12 protein-coding genes and 1 pseudogene are annotated in these 15,805 nt (G+C 70.6%); 5 read left to right on the plus strand and 8 right to left on the minus strand.

The genetic code is table 11. The features are described from left to right. Nucleotides 1-33: 33 nt before the first annotated feature. From ACFY9I_RS19725 to ACFY9I_RS19740, 4 genes are all read left to right on the plus strand, one after another. Nucleotides 34-1,347, plus strand: a complete 1,314-nt coding sequence (locus ACFY9I_RS19725; protein ID WP_391003254.1) for an extracellular solute-binding protein — start codon at nt 34-36, stop codon at nt 1,345-1,347. Between the two features lie 98 nt (nt 1,348-1,445). Next, nucleotides 1,446-2,426: an ABC transporter permease subunit gene (locus tag ACFY9I_RS19730; protein ID WP_391003256.1), complete on the plus strand. Its 981-nt coding sequence runs from the start codon at nt 1,446-1,448 to the stop codon at nt 2,424-2,426. Next, on the plus strand, nt 2,423-3,301 hold the full coding sequence (locus ACFY9I_RS19735; protein ID WP_391003258.1) for an ABC transporter permease subunit: 879 nt from the start codon (nt 2,423-2,425) through the stop codon (nt 3,299-3,301). The genes ACFY9I_RS19730 and ACFY9I_RS19735 overlap by 4 nt, the downstream gene beginning before the upstream one ends. A gap of 52 nt (nt 3,302-3,353) precedes the next feature. Next, a complete protein-coding gene (locus tag ACFY9I_RS19740; protein WP_391003260.1) occupies nt 3,354-4,853 on the plus strand; it encodes an alpha-L-arabinofuranosidase C-terminal domain-containing protein in 1,500 nt (499 codons plus the stop codon). Between the two features lie 312 nt (nt 4,854-5,165). Here ACFY9I_RS19740 and ACFY9I_RS19745 read toward each other — a convergent pair whose 3' ends face one another. From ACFY9I_RS19745 to ACFY9I_RS19760, 4 genes and pseudogenes are all read right to left on the minus strand, one after another. Next, nucleotides 5,166-5,933: an enoyl-CoA hydratase-related protein gene (locus ACFY9I_RS19745; protein ID WP_391003262.1), complete on the minus strand. Its 768-nt coding sequence runs from the start codon at nt 5,931-5,933 to the stop codon at nt 5,166-5,168. 35 nt (nt 5,934-5,968) lie between these two features. Further along, complete coding sequence (locus tag ACFY9I_RS19750; RefSeq protein ID WP_391003264.1) at nt 5,969-7,342, minus strand: hypothetical protein; 1,374 nt, start codon at nt 7,340-7,342, stop codon at nt 5,969-5,971. Beyond that, nucleotides 7,342-8,946, minus strand: a complete 1,605-nt coding sequence (locus ACFY9I_RS19755; protein WP_391003266.1) for an amino acid adenylation domain-containing protein — start codon at nt 8,944-8,946, stop codon at nt 7,342-7,344. Before ACFY9I_RS19755 ends, ACFY9I_RS19750 begins: the two co-directional genes overlap by 1 nt. A 302-nt stretch (nt 8,947-9,248) precedes the next feature. Then, nucleotides 9,249-9,473 (minus strand): annotated as a pseudogene (locus ACFY9I_RS19760) (transposase family protein); the annotation flags it as partial. Nucleotides 9,474-9,519: 46 nt separating this feature from the next. On the opposite strand from ACFY9I_RS19760, the gene ACFY9I_RS19765 reads away from it, so the two are divergent. Then, nucleotides 9,520-9,684 (plus strand): hypothetical protein, encoded by a 165-nt coding sequence (locus ACFY9I_RS19765; RefSeq protein ID WP_391003268.1) that lies wholly within the window; start codon nt 9,520-9,522, stop codon nt 9,682-9,684. Between the two features lie 56 nt (nt 9,685-9,740). Here the strand turns inward: ACFY9I_RS19765 and ACFY9I_RS19770 are convergent, their stop codons facing one another. The 4 genes from ACFY9I_RS19770 to ACFY9I_RS19785 all read right to left on the minus strand — a co-directional run bounded on the left by ACFY9I_RS19770 (nt 9,741) and on the right by ACFY9I_RS19785 (nt 15,805). Beyond that, nucleotides 9,741-11,444: an AMP-binding protein gene (locus tag ACFY9I_RS19770; protein ID WP_391003270.1), complete on the minus strand. Its 1,704-nt coding sequence runs from the start codon at nt 11,442-11,444 to the stop codon at nt 9,741-9,743. Then, nucleotides 11,441-13,243: a CoA transferase gene (locus ACFY9I_RS19775; protein WP_391003272.1), complete on the minus strand. Its 1,803-nt coding sequence runs from the start codon at nt 13,241-13,243 to the stop codon at nt 11,441-11,443. The genes ACFY9I_RS19770 and ACFY9I_RS19775 overlap by 4 nt, the downstream gene beginning before the upstream one ends. Beyond that, nucleotides 13,240-14,031: a methyltransferase gene (locus ACFY9I_RS19780; protein ID WP_391003274.1), complete on the minus strand. Its 792-nt coding sequence runs from the start codon at nt 14,029-14,031 to the stop codon at nt 13,240-13,242. The genes ACFY9I_RS19775 and ACFY9I_RS19780 overlap by 4 nt, the downstream gene beginning before the upstream one ends. 211 nt (nt 14,032-14,242) lie before the next feature. Then, entirely contained in the window at nt 14,243-15,805 is a 1,563-nt protein-coding gene (locus ACFY9I_RS19785) for an AMP-binding protein (RefSeq protein ID WP_391003689.1), read from the minus strand.

A 15,805-nucleotide genomic window follows, 5' to 3' on the forward strand; every position in this document is an offset into this window, starting at 1 on the left:
CAAGTCAGCCCCTGTCACAGAAGGTTTCCTCGCATGAACAACACCACCATACGCACCCGCAGACTTTTGACGATCACCACCGCGGCGCTCCTCGTGGCCGGCCTCGGCGCGTGCAGCAGCACCAAGAGCACCTCCGACACCGCCGAGAAGACCAAGGCCGGGCCGGTGAGCATGGAGTTCTGGGGCTGGGCCGGCTACGAGAAGATCGTCGACCAGTGGAACGCCTCCCACCCGAACGCCAAGGTCACCTTCAAGAAGATCCCGTCGGGCGGCACGGGCGGCTACACCCAGATCAGCAACGCGATCACCGCCGGCGAGGGCCCGTGCCTGGCCCAGATCGAGTACCAGGCCATCCCGTCCATGCTCGTGAAGAACACGGTCATGGACATCACGGAGTACGCGAGCGCCGACATGGCCAAGTTCGTCCCGTCGGCGGTCTCCGCCTCCAGCATCGGCGGCAAGATCTACGGAGTCCCGGTGGACGTCGGCCCGATGGTCCTCTTCTACCGCAAGGACCTGTTCGAGAAGTACGGCATCACCAAGCCGCCGGCCACCTGGGCCGAGTACAAGGCCGACGCCAAGAAGGTCGCCGCCGCCGATCCGAGCGTGAAGTTCGGCAACGGGCCCAGCGAGGGCAACGATCTGGCGGCCTACACCCTGCAGACCGGCCAGTCCTGGTACTCGGCCAAGGGAGACAGCTGGACTGTCAGCATCGACAACCCCGGCACCCGCAAGGTCGCCGAATTCTGGCAGGACCTGCAGGACAAGGGTCTGGTGTTGTCGAAGACCGGCAACGCCTGGGACCCGAAGTTCAACAAGGCCGCCACAGCCGGCAAGGTGCTGACGTTCGTCAACGCGTCCTGGGCCGCCGGCGGCATCAAGTCGGACCTGAAGGGCCTGTCAGGCAAGTGGAGGGTCGCCCCGATGCCGACCTGGGAGGCCGGCGACGGCAAGAGCTCCAGCAACGGCGGCTCGGCCACCTCGGTGATGACCGGGTGCAAGTCGCCCCGCGAAGCCGCGCAGTTCGCCGCGTTCCTGTCCAGCGACCCGCAGGCCGTGAAGACGGGCATCGAAAGCGGGCTGTACCCGGCGTCGAAGGCCGGACAGGAAGACCCGTCGCTGAAGGCAGGTGACCCGTACTTCGGCGGTCAGAAGGTCGGCGACCTGTACAAGGCCTCCGCCGCGCAGGTGCCCAGCACCTGGACCAACGGCCCGACCTATCAGCAGGTCCAGACGGACCTCACCGGCGCCATGGGCAAGGGCACCCTGCCGGACGCGGTCACCAAGGTCCAGGCCTCGACGGTCGCCGCGATCAAGAAGCTCGGACTGTCGGTGACCAACGGCTGAGTCAGCGGGACTCCAACCGCCCCGAAGGATCCCCGCGGCGCCCGTACCGGTGCCGCGGGGACCCGCTCCCTGACGACGAACCGCCCAGCGAGGTTTCCATGAGCAGTCCCAGCAGCACCCGGGCCGCGTCACCGCCGCGGCCGGTGCCCGCGGGCACCCCCCGGGTCTCCGCCTCCGGCCGGCCTCGGCGCACCGGCCGCCGTACCGCGTTGACCGCGTCGGCTTTCCTGGCGCCGTTCGCGGTGCTCTTCCTGACCATGATGGTCGCGCCGATCTGTTACGCGATCTACCAGAGCTTCTTCACCGTCCGCCGCACCGGGCTGTTCGGCGGTGCGCAGTCCACGGAGTTCGCGGGACTGTCCAACTACGCCGCCGCCTTCGGCGACCACGACTTCACCGCGTCGATCGTCCGGGTCGTGCTGCTGGGCTGCGTCCAGGTCCCGGTCATGCTCGGCCTGGCCCTCCTGCTCGCGCTCCTGCTGGACTCCCGCTCGGCCCGGCTGCGGAAGACCTACCGGCTCACGTTCTTCCTGCCCTACGCGCTGCCGGGTGCGATCGCCGCGTTGATGTGGTCCTTCCTCCTGGCGAAAGACCTCTCGCCGTTCACCGGACCGCTGTCCCACCTCGGCATCGACGTCGACTTCCTGTCGCCGTCGTGGGTCCCGTTCTCGATCGGGAACATGATCACGTGGGGTTGGACCGGCTACAACATGCTGATCATCTACTCCGCGCTGCAGACGATCCCGGCGGAGGTGATGGAGGCCGCCGCGCTCGACGGCTGCACCGGATGGCGCCTGGCGTGGGCGGTGAAGATTCCGCTGGTACGTCCCGCGCTGGTGCTGACCACGATCTTCTCCATCATCGGGACGGCGCAGCTGTACACCGAGCCGGCGGTGCTGGTCAGCGCGCGCATCCCGGGCGTCGACCCGAAGTTCTCCCCGATCATGAACGCGACCCTGGGCATGGACGTGGGCGGCCAGAACCTGGCCGCCGCCCAGTCCGTCGTGCTCGCGCTGATCACCCTCGTGCTCTCGTTCGGCTTTCTCAAGTACAACCAGCGCAAGGGAGCGATGGCATGAGCGTGATCTCGGCCGGCCGACCGACCAGACCGGCCCGCAGCGGCACCGACCTCGCGAGCAAGGTCGCCGTCAACGGCATGCTGGGCCTGATGGCCCTGTACACGCTGATCCCGCTGTGGTGGCTGTTCGTCTCCGCGACCAAGGGCTCGGGCTACCTCTACACCGGTACGCCGCTGTGGTTCTCCCACTTCGACCTGGTCACCAACATCAGAGACGTGTTCAGCTTCGAGGGCGGCATCTTCTCCACCTGGCTCGCCAACAGCGCGCTGTACAGTTTCGTCGGCGCCACCGTCGGCACCCTGCTGTCCGCGATGGCCGGCTACGCGCTGTCCAAGTTCAGCTTCCGCGGCCGGGAAAGCGTGTTCAACGTCGTCCTCGCCTCTGTTCTCATCCCGGCGCCGATGTTCGCCCTGCCGTTGTTCCTGCTCATGGCCAAGCTCGACATCACCAACTCCTACTGGTCGGTGCTGCTGCCCAGCTGTGTCAGCCCGTTCGGCGTCTACCTGTGCCGGATCTTCGCCGCGGCGTCCGTCCCGGACGAACTCCTCGAGGCCGCACGGCTCGACGGGGCAGGCGAACAGCGCACCTTCTTCCGGATCGCCCTGCCGCTGATGTCCCCGGCACTGGTGACCGTCTTCCTGTTCCAGTTCGTCGGCATCTGGAACAACTACCTGCTGCCCTCGCTCATGCTCAACACCTCCTCACTGCAGCCCGTCACGGTGGGCCTGGTGCAGTGGCGCGCGCAGTTCGCCAGCGGAGTGCCGCCGTTGCTGCCGATCACCGGTGCGTTCCTGTCGCTGATCCCCCTGCTCGTCGCCTTCATCAGCCTCCAGCGGTTCTGGCGCAAGGGCCTGACCGCAGGCGCCGTCAAGTAGCGGGTTCGATGCCCCACCCCACCCCCATCCCGAACCGCAAAGGACCACTGCATTGCCCCGCGCCCACATCGAGCTCGACAGGCGGGCCGTCATCGCTCCCGTCCGGCGCCGCACCTTCGGCTCGTTCGTCGAACACCTCGGCCGCTGCGTGTACACCGGGCTCTACGAGCCGGAACACCCGAGCGCGAACGACGAAGGGTTCCGTATGGACGTCGTCGCGCTCGTCAAGGAGCTCGGCAGCACGACCATCCGCTACCCGGGCGGCAACTTCGTCTCCGGCTTCCGCTGGGAGGACTCGGTCGGCCCGCGCGACAAGCGCCCGGTGCGCCGCGACCTCGCCTGGCACTCACTGGAGTCGAACGAGGTCGGCCTGGACGAGTTCGCCCGCTGGCTCAAGCTCACCGACTCCGAGCTGATGCTCGCGGTGAACCTCGGCACGCGGGGCATCCAGCCCGCCCTGGACCTGCTCGAGTACGCCAACCACCCGTCCGGTACGGCGCTGTCGGACCTGCGTATCGCCAACGGCACGCCGGAGCCGCACGACGTACGCATGTGGTGCCTCGGCAACGAGATGGACGGGCCCTGGCAGACCGGCTTCATGACGGCCGACGACTACGGCAAGATCGCCGCCCGCACCGCAGGCGCGATGAAGATGGCCGACAAGGACCTCGAACTCGTGGTCTGCGGCTCCTCCGGCTCCTGGATGCCGACCTTCGGCGACTGGGAGCGCACGGTGCTCGAGCACACCTACGACCACGTCGACTACGTCTCCTGCCACGCCTACTACCAGGAGCTCGACGGCGACCTCGGCTCCTTCCTCGCCTCGGCGACCGACATGGACTACTTCATCGACACCGTCGTCGCGACCGCCGACCACGTCGGGTACAAGAAGCGCTCCAAGAAGAAGATCAACATCTCGTTCGACGAGTGGAACGTCTGGTATCAGAAGGAGCACCACGAGTCCGACGAGGTCAACGACGAGTGGCGGCACGCCCCCCGGCAGTTGGAGGACGTCTACTCGGTGGCGGACGCCGTCGTCGTCGGCAACCTTCTGATGACCCTCCTCAAGCACAGCGACCGGGTCACCTCCGCATCGCTCGCGCAACTCGTCAACGTGATCGCGCCGATCATGACCGAGCCCGGCGGCCCGGCCTGGCGGCAGACGACCTTCTACCCGTTCTCGATCACCAGTCGGCTTGCCGCCGGTGAGGTGATCCGGCCCGCGATCGAGGCGCCGACGTACACGACGGCACGCCATGGCGAGGCGCCTGTCGTCGACGCCGTCGCCACCGTCGACGAGGACCGCGCGGCTGTCTTCCTCGTCAACCGCGACCTTTCGCAGACCACACACATCACGGTCGATGTGCGCAGCCTCGGATCTTCGCGCATTCTGGAGGCGGTCACACTCGCCGACCCGGATCCGTATGCGAAGAACACACTCACCGAGCAGAACCGTGTGACCCCGCATGCGAACCCGAGCGCGGTCCTGTCCGACGGCCAGCTCAGCATCGAGCTGCCGCCGGTGTCGTGGACCGCGATCGCGCTGGGCTGAGACGCCATCCATAGCGGTGTTCGTCGGCGGCCGACCGCCTGACCGCCTGACCGCGGGAGAACCGATGCATGACAGCAGGGCCTCTTGGTGTTCGGGGGTGCGAACCGAACCGATCACCAGGAGGCCCTGTTGCCGCACTCTTTCTGGCTTGCGGGCGTGGAGTCCAACTCGCCGTCCCTTTCGTGTGACTGCCTCGCGCACAGGTTCGGCAAGGGACCCGGACTCACAACCCGCACATGACCAGGGGCGGCGGACCGAGACCCCGTCCGCCGCCCCGCTCACCGGGTCAACTCACCGGGGCGACTCACCCCTTCAGCGCCCCTTGAAAACGGGCGCCCTCTTCTGCATGAACGCGCTCATTCCCTCCCTCTGGTCCTCCGTCGCGAACAGCGCATGGAACACGCGCCGTTCGAAAAGAAGCCCGTCGTGCAGCCCGGTCTCCAGGGCCCGGTCGACCGACTCGCGGGCGGCAGTGACGGCCGGGCGGCCGTAAGAGGCGACGGTTGCGGCGGCTTCCGTGCTCTCGGTGAGGACGAGGTCGTCCGGGACCACCCGCGACACCAGCCCCGAGGCCTCCGCCTCGCGGGCGTTCATCGTGCGGCCCGTGAGGATCAGGTCCATGGCCTTGGCACGGCCGACCAGGCGGGTAAGCCGCTGAGTGCCGCCGATGCCGGGGATCACCCCGAGCTTGATCTCCGGCTGGCCGAAGACCGCCGACTCGCCCGCGATGATCAGGTCACACATCATCGCGAGTTCGCAACCGCCGCCCAGCGCATAGCCGTTGACCGCCGCGATCTTCGGCGTCCGGAATCCGGCGAACTCCTCCCAGCCCGCGAAGTAGTCCTCCGCGGCCATGTCCACGGCCGACTTCCCGGCCATCTCCTTGATGTCGGCACCGGCCGCGAAGACCTTCTCCGAACCGGTGACGACGAAGCAGCCGACGTCCGGGTCGCGGTCCAACGGACGTAGTACTTCGAGGAGTTCGGCCAGCAGCTCGCTGCTGAGGGCGTTCAGGACGTGCGGCCGGTGGAGTCGTACCGTGACGACGCGGTCATGACGTTCGATCTTGAGGGTGTTCATCGACTCTCCCTCTCCCCTTCACTCCTGACGGTCTGTTACGAGTCCCAGATCGCGCCGTACGCGGGAATGCCGCGCCGCTCGAGACCGTGAACGACCTGCCAGGTCAGCTTCTTATTGGAGATGCAGATGACAGCTTCGGCACCGAAGTCGCGGTACGCGGTGTACGCGAGCCGCACCATGTCCGGTTTGCCGTGCTGAGAGGTGTCCCAGACCAACGCGTTCGGCTGCACGGCGAGAATCTCGTCGACCAGGCCGTCGCCATAGGTCCTGCGGGGATCACGCGTCGCCCACACGAGCAGTGAGGGAACCTCGGCGGCCAGCAGATGAGGCAGGCAGGGACCGATCCCGCTGCCGGTGGCGACGTAGATCACCTTGCTGAACAAGGTCTCGATATTGGCGACCCCGGCCGTGGTGATGCCCTTGACCCAGACCTTCGGGGGCGCGTCGTCGATGAACGAGCCCGTCCAGTCGCCTGCACGGGAGATGGTCAGCCGGAAGCCGGGTTCGCCGGGTGAGGGCACGTTGGCGAAGGAGTGCCACTCGGTGAGCGGGCTGCGGCTGATGGCGGTGGAGGACCCCGCGAAGGGGGTCACGCCGTGGTCGAAACGGGCCAACGCGACGTGCGCGGAGGGCCGTTCGATCCGTACGTCCACCTTGCGCAGCCGCAGCCAGGGCAGGGCGACGCTGAAGGTGACCACGGCCAGCACCCCGAGGGCGACCGGCCCCTGCGCGCCCAGCAGCGTATGTGTCCAGAACAGTGCGAGGGCGCTCCAGCCGCCGAAGCGGTGGATCTTCTCGAAGTGGTCGTGGAAGCGGGAGCGGAAGAACGGCAGGGCGGTGCCGACGATGACGACGAGCAGAGCGACGAGTACCCAACTCACCGTGATGAGCGGCAGGTTGGCGCCATCGGCGGTCGTCACGACCGCCCCCGCGAGGAACCACACCGCTCCGGCCAGTGCCCCGCCCACGTGCAGTCCGCCGAAGTGGTACACCTTCCCGAGCGTCCACCGCGCCTTCAGCGGCCAGCTCGTCGGAGCCCAAGTCGCCAGCCGGAAGAAGAGGTTGATGACGTACTGCTGCCGTACAACCACCGCGAGCGCGAGGTTCACGAGGGACGCGTAGCCGATGGCTTCGGCGTTCGGCACCCAACCCATCGTCAGCACGGCGATGTTGGCCAGCATCACCAGGGCCGCCAGGCGGTTGTAGTGCATCAGGCGGGGGTGCTTGAGGAGGCGGCGGGGCGCGGACGTGAGCGGAGGGAGTACGGCGAGAGCCGCAGGAGGGGCGGGAGACCCTGCGTGCGTGGCACCTCCCACCTCGACGGATGAGGTCTCAGCGGATGAGGTCGCAGGGGATGAGGTCGCAGCGCACGGGGTCTCAACGGACGAGGCCTCAACGGACGACGGCATCAGGCCGCTCCCTCTCGCACCACCGACACCGGCAGCAGTGGTGCTCCCTCGCCATGAACCGTCACCGCCCGCGCGGCCTCCTCCCGCTCCTCCGCCAGCCGCAGCAGGGCCGCCCGGTCGACCTTGCCCCGGCCCGTCTCCGGCAGCGCGGCCACCGGGATGACCATGGCCGGCACGCAGTAGTACGGCAGTACGTCGGCCACCGCGCGCCGGGCCGTGTCCGGGTCGACGTCGGCCGGGCAGACGAAGGAGATCAGGCTGCGGGCGTCCCGTTTGAGCGTGATGGCGCGGGAGCAGCCCGCCACCGACTCCAGCACCGAGGAGACGGAGTCGAGTTCCACGCGGAAGCCGCGGACCTTGACCTGGTCGTCGGTACGGCCCAGATGCTCGAGTTCGCCGTCCGGCGTCCAGCGGCCGAGGTCGCGGGTACGGAACATGCGGCGCCCGCCGCCGAGGAAGGGGTCGGGGGCGTACCGCTCGGCGTTCAGCGCCTCGTTGTTCAAGTAGCCCGCCGATACGCAGTCGCCTCCGGCCCACATCTCGCCGACCTCCCCGATGGGCAGCGCACGCTGGTGCTCATCGAGGACGTACACCGTGTTGTTGGGAGTGGGGCGGCCGATCGTGAGCAGTGCGTCGTCCACACGGTGTCGGCGCATCGTGTTGACGATCGTCGTCTCCGTGGGCCCGCAGGAGTTGTGGAAGGCGGCCCGCCGGGCCCAGGCGTCCGCGAGCGGGCGCGGGCACGGCTCGCCCGCGACCGCCACCGTCCGCACCTGGGGGCAGCCCGCCGGGTCGATCCCGGACAGCACCGTCGGCGTCGCGATCAGCACGTCCGCCGTACGGGCCGCCGCCGCGACGTCCTTGCCGCGGACGACGAGCGTGCCGCCGTGGGCGAGACAGCCGAGGATCTCCCAGGCGGCCATGTCGAAGGCGATGTTGAGGAGCTGGGCGACCCGGTCACCGGGGCGGATGCCCAGGTCACCGGGCTCGGTGAGGAGGATGTTCGCGACGTTGCGGTGGGTGACCTTCACCGCGTTGGGCTTGCCGGTCGTGCCGGAGGTGAACAGGACGTAGCACCCGTCGTCGGGGCGTACGGGCCGCGCGAGACGGACCGGCCCTTCCGTGGAGAGGTTGGCGAGATCGTCATCGAGCGTGATCAGCCGGTGTCCGGTGTCAGCCGGAGGCACCCGCAGCGTGTGCTCCGACTGAGTGAGGACGACCCGGATTCCGGCGGTGCGGATGACGTGCCGCAACTGGGCGGCGGGGGTGAGGCCGATGTCCTGTGGGACGTACGCGGCGCCGGCCTTCAGCGTGCCGAGCAGTCCGACGAGCATCGGGATGGAGCGGCGTACGAAGAGGCCGACGTGATCGCCGGGCCGTACGCCTTCCCGCAGGAGTCTGGCCGCGAGCCGGTCGGCACGACGGTTCAACTCGCCGTACGTGATCGTCGTGCCCTGGTGCTCGGCGGCGACTGCGTGCGGCGCGACGGTGGCGCGCCGTTCGACGGCGTGGTGGACGAGGGGGTCGGGGACGCGGACTTCAGGACCTTGGCCGAACTGCCAGAACAGGGCCCTGTCTTGGAGGGACAGATGGCTCAGGGGCATGCTTCACAGACCTCCTGGCTGCGTGGGGAGAAGATGCCTCGGGCGACTGAACGCTGACGTGCGTTGCTATGTCGAGCATCGTGCGGAGGTGCAGGGCCGCACCACCGGAGTGCGGTGGCGGCTCCAATAGTTTCCACGTTCAATGTGGGCGGCGTCGCTGGGAAAACAAGTCACATGACTGGACTGACAGCACACCGACAGCTTTCGTACGGGCGGACGACAGAAACCACACGTACAGCGTGTGTAACGGGACGCGTTGACCGAGTGGATCGAGATGGAGATGATCGGCCTCGCATGGCAGGGTGCCGCCCGCACGTCCAGTCAGAAGCGTTTCCAACCTCGGTGATCGGCAACAGCTCGCCGTCCAGGATCACGAACGCCTTGGTGGAGGCGGCCTTCACGGCCTCGGCGAGTGTCGGAGCGAAGGAGGCCAGGACGTCGACGGCCTCGGCGACGTACCGGTGGGCGGTGCTGATGCCTACGCCGAACCCGGCAACGAGCTGGGCGTAGGTGTGACCGCAGCGCAGAATTCAGCCGCTCCCGCACCAGATCCGCGCCGTGTACGGCGAGCTCATGCCCCGTACGCCACCGCGCTTCCTGATCGCCGACGATCCGGGCGCGAGAAAGACGATCATGGCTGGGTTCTGCATCAAGGAGCTCCTGCTGCGCGATGACGTCAAACAGTGCCTCATCGTGGCTTCGGGAGGCCTGGTCGATCAGTGGCACGACGAACGGTGACCGGTCGTTGCGGCTGCCCTCCGGGGTAGTGGCGGAGGGGTGTGAGCGGCAGGTCGTCACCCGCCTCCCGACCGGTCCGGGACGCGGTGCCGAATCGCCTGGGCGGCCAGGGTGCGATGACAGACCTTGCCGGTAGGGCCGAGGGGCATCTCCTCCACCACCAGGAGGAGTTCGGGGAGTTTGCGGCGGGCCATGCCGCGGTTCAGCAGGTGGGTGGTGAGGTCGGACAGGGTGGGGGCGGGGGCGCCGGGTGCCACGCGGAGGCAGGCGCACAGGCGTTCGCCGAGGGCCGGGTCGGGTACCGGGACGCAGACCGCCTCGGCCACCGCTGGGTGGCTGCCGAGTTCACGTTCGACCTCGGTGAGGCTGATGTTGAGGCCGCCGCGGATCACGATGCGCTTGAGCCGTCCCAGAACGTGCAGCCGTCCGTGCTCGTCCAGCCGGCCGAGGTCGCCTGTGCGCACCCAGCCGTCCGACGTGCGGTAAAGGGCGTCCAGTTCCGGCGCGTTGACGTAGCACATCGGCGTCATGGGGCCTTGGGCCTCGATCTGGCCCGTGTACCCGGTGGCCAGGGGCGTGCCGTCGGGGCCGGCGATCCGGACGCGGGCGACCGCGGGGTCGGGGGTGCCGACGCTGGCGTCGGGTGGGAGGTACTCGCTCGCGGTGTGGCAGTTCACGCCGTCCGAGGAGCCGTAGACGGTCACCACCGGCCGGGCGAACCGCCGGAGGCACGCGTCAGCGGTCGCCGCGGGCAGCGCCGCGCCGCTGGAGACGACGGCCCTCAGCGACGAGGTGTCCTCGTCGGGCCGGGGTGGGAGGTCGGCGAGCCGGCGGAGCATCGTGGGTACCGCGAAGAGGTGGGTGGGGCGGTGCTCGGCGACCAGCCGTAGGGCGCCCTCCGCGTCGAACACCGACTGCACGATCAGGGTGCCGCCGAGGGTGGCGACGGTGACGGGCGTGCCGAGGGAGCCGAAGGAGGAAGCCAGCGGGACGAGGACGAGGTGACGGGGCGGCACCGAGGAGTCCGGGTGGAGCGCCCGGACGTAGCGGGCCCTGCCGCCGGCCAGGGCGTGATGGCTGTAGGCGACCATCTTCGGCTCGGCCTCGGTACCTGAGGACACCAGGATGCGGGCAGGGCCGTACGGATCGGCGGCCGGCCGGTGCCGCGGGCCGGGCCGGACCGTGGGGTACGGGGCGTGCAGCCCCTGGGTCCGTCCTTCGCCGGGGCCGGGTACGAACACGGTGCGGAGGTGGGGAAGACCCACGACGAGCCGCGCCTGCGGCACTCCGGTGAGGACGGCGCCGCGGGCCCGTGAGCGGGCGAGCAGCGCCCGCAGGTCATGGTCGTCACCGCCCGGGGGGAGCGGGAGGGCCACCGCGCCGATCGCGTACACGGCGAGTTCCGCGGCGACGGCGTCGCGGCAGTTCGGCAGCCGCAGCGCGACCAGGTCCCGGGCCCCCAGGCCCGCTTGCTCGAACACGGCGGCGATGCGGCGCACCTCGGTGTCGAGGGCCGCGTAGGACAGCGCACCGGCGTCGTCCACCAGCGCCTCACGGTCCGGGTGTTGCCGCACATGGGCGGTGAACAGGCTGTACAGGTCGGTGTCCGGGCACACGCCGGCCGCAACCCAGGCCCGTCGCCGGTCCCGGGGGACGTGGTCGGGGAAGGGGACTCCGGCGCGTGAGATCCACACCGGTTGCTCGGTACCCGTTGTACCCGTCGTACCCGCCGTCTCCGGTGCGTTGGGGGCGGCTGTCATGCGAACTCCCACGGTGTGTACGGGCGGGCGTACTCGCTTGCGGAGTCCGGCGGTGCGACGGCCGTCCGGAAGGCGGTGTCGTGGGGCAGGTCGGACAGGTCGGTCCGCACGGGTGTCGCCGTCAGCCCCGCGTCGGCCAGCCGCACCCGCCACTCCTCGGTCGTACGGCGGGCGAAGCGGGCCGCGATGTCCTGCGCGGACGCGGTGTCGGCGCCGTCCAGGATGTGGCGCACCACCTCGGGGCGCTGCCGGGCACCGGGGCCGAGGTAAAGGTGGCCGTCCGCCGTGAGCAGCGGCCGATCCAGGGGGGTCCAGCGGACCCGGTGCGCGGGACGGGGGACCAGGGCAGCCGCGGAGAGCAGACAGGAGTGGACCTGGCTGCCCTGGTGGGTCGCCTCGCGAACCGCCAGCGCGGTCAACACACCCTGGGCGCACACCAGCCCGCCGAGCACGTCGGTGAGGGTCATCAGGGACGGGGCCGGGGGTTCGTCGGCCGGTCGTACCGCGGCTGCGAGTCCGCTGTGCACCTGGGCGAGGTAGTCGGTGCCCACGGGCGGCCGGTCACCGAAGGCGTCGCCGAAGCCGGATGCCCAGGCGTACACCGGAGCGGACCTCCGGGGCAACAGGTCGGAGGCGGCCAGACCGAGACGGGAAGCTTTCCCGGGGGCCCAGTTGTGCAGGAACACATCGGCTTCGGCGGCCAGGGTGCGGACGGTGCGGCGGCCGTGTGCGGTGGTGAGATCGGCCTCGACCACCGGCTTGCCCGCGTTGAGTGCCAGGAACCGGGCCGAGCACTCTCCCGCCAGCGGGGGGAGCCAGCGCATCGGGTCGCCGCCGGGCGGCTCGATCCGTACGACGTCGGCGCCCAGCAACCGCAGGAGGTGACCGGCGAGCGGACCCTGCACCCTGCGGGTGGACTCCACGACCCGAATCCCGGTCAGCGGCAGGGCGGCGTCGCGGGCCGGGCGCGGGGAGGGGAATCCGTCGGCGCTCTCCGCAAGCGGCCCATGGCCCCCTGCCGGTTTCGGCCAGGGGGACAGTTCCCAGGGCTCGGGGTGGACGGCGGGGGCCGGGTCGGAACGTACGACGAGGAGGCTGACCCCGCTGTGGTGTGCGGCGGCGCGAAGATCCGGCAGCGTGCAACGGCGTGCGGCCTGCCGCAGCGCGTCGGGCAACGGACAGACCGCGGTGGCGAACCGTTGCTGGAAGGGCAGCCAGCCGCGGCCAGCGAGGGCGGGCGCCACACCGAGCCGGACCCAGAACTCCCGCCAGGCGTCAGGGTCGAGGGTCTCGATCTCCACCCGGACGCCGTCGGACGTGACCAGGGTCGCCAGGCCGCCCGCCTGCCTCGCGGAGCCGGGCGGGAATGAGGATCCGGGCGGGTCACCGCTCCCCCCGGCCGTCGCGGCGGCCAGGTACTGGCCGACTGCCAGCAGCGCTCCCTGGGCCACCGAGGTCCTCACCTCGCACAGGTCCAGCCCGCGGGCCCGCCCGACGCGCAGGGCGGTGGCGCCCACGGCGGCGAGCACCCCTGCCACGACCGAGGCGTAGTCGACTGCCAGCGGGGAGGGCCCGCCCGTGGCCCGGCCGTGGACGTGCATCAGACCGCAGGCGGCCTGCACGGCGCGCTCGTCCGGGAGTTCCGTCGCGACGGGGCCCGCCCACTCGATGCGGAGTCGCACCGGGTCCGGGCAGGCGCCGGCCCCCTCCGGCAGGGCCTGCGCGGTGTGCCGCAGCAGACGCTCCGCGATCGTGGTGGCAACGGCAGGCCGGGCCTCGGCCCGCAGTCCCGGCGTCACGGTCGCTCCTCGGCGGGCCGCCGGCCCTGTACGGAGTAAAAGACGCTGGAGGCGGCGCGGAAGGACGGGTCCCGCATCAGCTCCCGCACCCGGTCCAGGTCGTCGTCGGTCATGCCCTGCTCCTTGAGCCGGTCCCGGAGGTTGTGGGTGTGGTTCAGTTGGAGCCCCAGGCCGGGGTCCTGCGGGTGTCGTACGCCGATGTGGAGGTGGACGTCGAGGGCGGTCAGTCCGGCCGCCCGCATGGCGGCCGGTACCTTCCGTGCCCAGCAGGGGTCGCCGCCCGCAGCGCGCAGCGCCGCCGTCTTGGCCTCGAGGAACCGGACGTACAGTGCCTCGGCCGGTGGGTTCGGGGTGAGCAGCGGCGGTTCGTAGGAGGCGTCGATCTCGTCGATCTGCAACAGGCCGCCGGGTTTGAGGGCGCGCACCAGCTTGCGCAGGACGGCGTCGCGGCAGGGCACGTGCTGCAGGGTCAGGCGGGCCACCACCAGGTCGTAGGCTCCCGCCGGGCCCTCCGGGAGCGGGTCGCGGGCCACGTCGAGGGCAGCGACCTCAATGCCCGGGCCGGGTACCAGGTCGCGGGGGTCGAGGTCGGTGGCGAGCACGGAGCCGCCCGGTGCGACCCGGTCCGCCAGCCAGCGCGCGATGCTGCCACCGCCGGCACCGACCTCCAGACAGCGCCAGCCCGGACCGACGCCGGCGGCGGCGAGCCGGGGCAGGGTCACCGGGTCGTACGCGGCAGCCAGGCAGCGGTGCTGGTCGCGGCTGTGCGCGGTGCCGTTGCCGAACACCGCGCGTGCACCTTCCCGGGCGTAGGACGGCTCCCGGGCGCAAGACGGCTGGGACACGGTATGGGGAGGCGGCTGGGACACGGTATGGGGAGGCGGCTGGGACACGGTATGGGGAGGCCGCTGGGACACGGCAGGACTCCTCTCGGCACGTGGTGGCTTGTCAGGTCGTCACGTGATGGCTTGTCAGGCCCAACTCGTAGGTGGTGTCCTGTCAGGTCCAGCGGCCGGTCCCGGTGACCGCGATGCCGGTGAGGCGCCGGGCCAGGGCGGCGCGGCGAACCTTGCCGGTGCCGGTGCGAGGGACTTCGTCCCAGGTCAGGACCGCGGGCTGACGCATCGTCGGCAGCCCCTCGACGGCCCGTTCCCAGGCATCCGGATCCAGCCGGCCGTCGGCGGTGACCACGGCCGGCAGCGGATCGCCGTCCGGGGCGCCGACGATCACGCATTCCAGGGCCTGTGGCAGCCGCTGCTCCAGCAGATCCTCGGTCCGCAGGCAGCTCATTCCGGGCAGGGAGTCGGCCTCGCGGTCCAGGACGCTGACGCTGCCGTCACGGTGGTGCACCCCCACATCACCGGAGGACCACCAGTCGCCGACGCGCTTGGCATCCCAGCGTTCCTGTTCACCGACGTAGCCCAGGGCGAGGGCCGGTGTGCGGATCAGGAGCAGACCCGGGCGGCCGCGTGGCACCGGGCGCAGCGTGTCCGGGTCCACCACGCGCAACCGGGTCCGGCCCGGCACCGGACGGCCCAGCCGACGCGTCGTGGACGCGGCGTCCGGTGCGAGCGCGGAGCTCCGCGTGTGGAAGCGGAACGTCAGAGGTCCGGTCTCGGTCTGACCCCAGCCCTGCATCCACAGCGGGTGGGCGCGGCGGCTGGCGGCAAGGTACGCGCGCAGCGCGGGCGGGTGCATCGCGTCGTAGGTGCTGATGTACAGGCGGACGCGCCGGAACGGGTTGTCCAGCCGTGCGGTGAGCGGCCGCAGCCGGACGTAGGTGGCGGGCAGCGCCTCCACCACGGTGGGCGGGTACGCCCGCAGCAACGGATCGGCGGTGTCCGGGTCGTCGCCGGTGAGGACCACGACCTTGGCGGGTGCGAGTGCCGTCACCACCGCCGTCCAGCAGAAGGTGCGCCCGTGTGCGTACGCGCTGGCGTTGCACAGGATGTCGTCCCGGCGCAGGCCGATGCGCGGGTAGCGCACCGCCTCCAGGCGGGCCAGCTTGTGCACGAGTGTCCGCGTGGAGTGGACCACGAGTTTGGGCACGCCGGTCGTCCCCGAGGTGTGGTGGATGACCAGGGGCTCGTCCTCGTGACGTCGTACCGGCGCACCGGGGTTGGAGCCGTCCAGTGCGGGGAGGTGGACGGCGCCCGGCACGGCGGTGTCGACGGTGATGAGGACGGGGGCCGCCGCGGCGGCGTCCCGACAGCGGGCCAGCACTCCGGATGTGGTGATCAGCGCGGCCGGCCGCAGCCGACGCAGCAGGGTGAGGAGGTCCGGGGTGTCCAGTCGGGCGGACAGTTGGGCGGGCACGGCGCCGACCCGGACGGCGGCGCAGGCGAGCAGGTCGTAGTCCCAGTGGTTGTCCTTCACGATGGCCACACGGTCTCCGGGCCGGACCCCGGCGTCGGTGAGCCGGGAGGCGGTGGCGCGGACCAGGGCGGCGAGCTCCGCGACGGTCCACCGGGTGCCCGCCCGCGGGGCGATGTCGAAGGGCCGGTCCAGGTGGAACACGGTCCGGGCACCGCCCGCCGCCGCCTCGTCGAACAGGGTGCCCAT

Origin of the sequence: Streptomyces sp. NPDC012510 (assembly GCF_042955065.1) — a bacterium.
GTDB lineage: Bacteria > Actinomycetota > Actinomycetes > Streptomycetales > Streptomycetaceae > Streptomyces.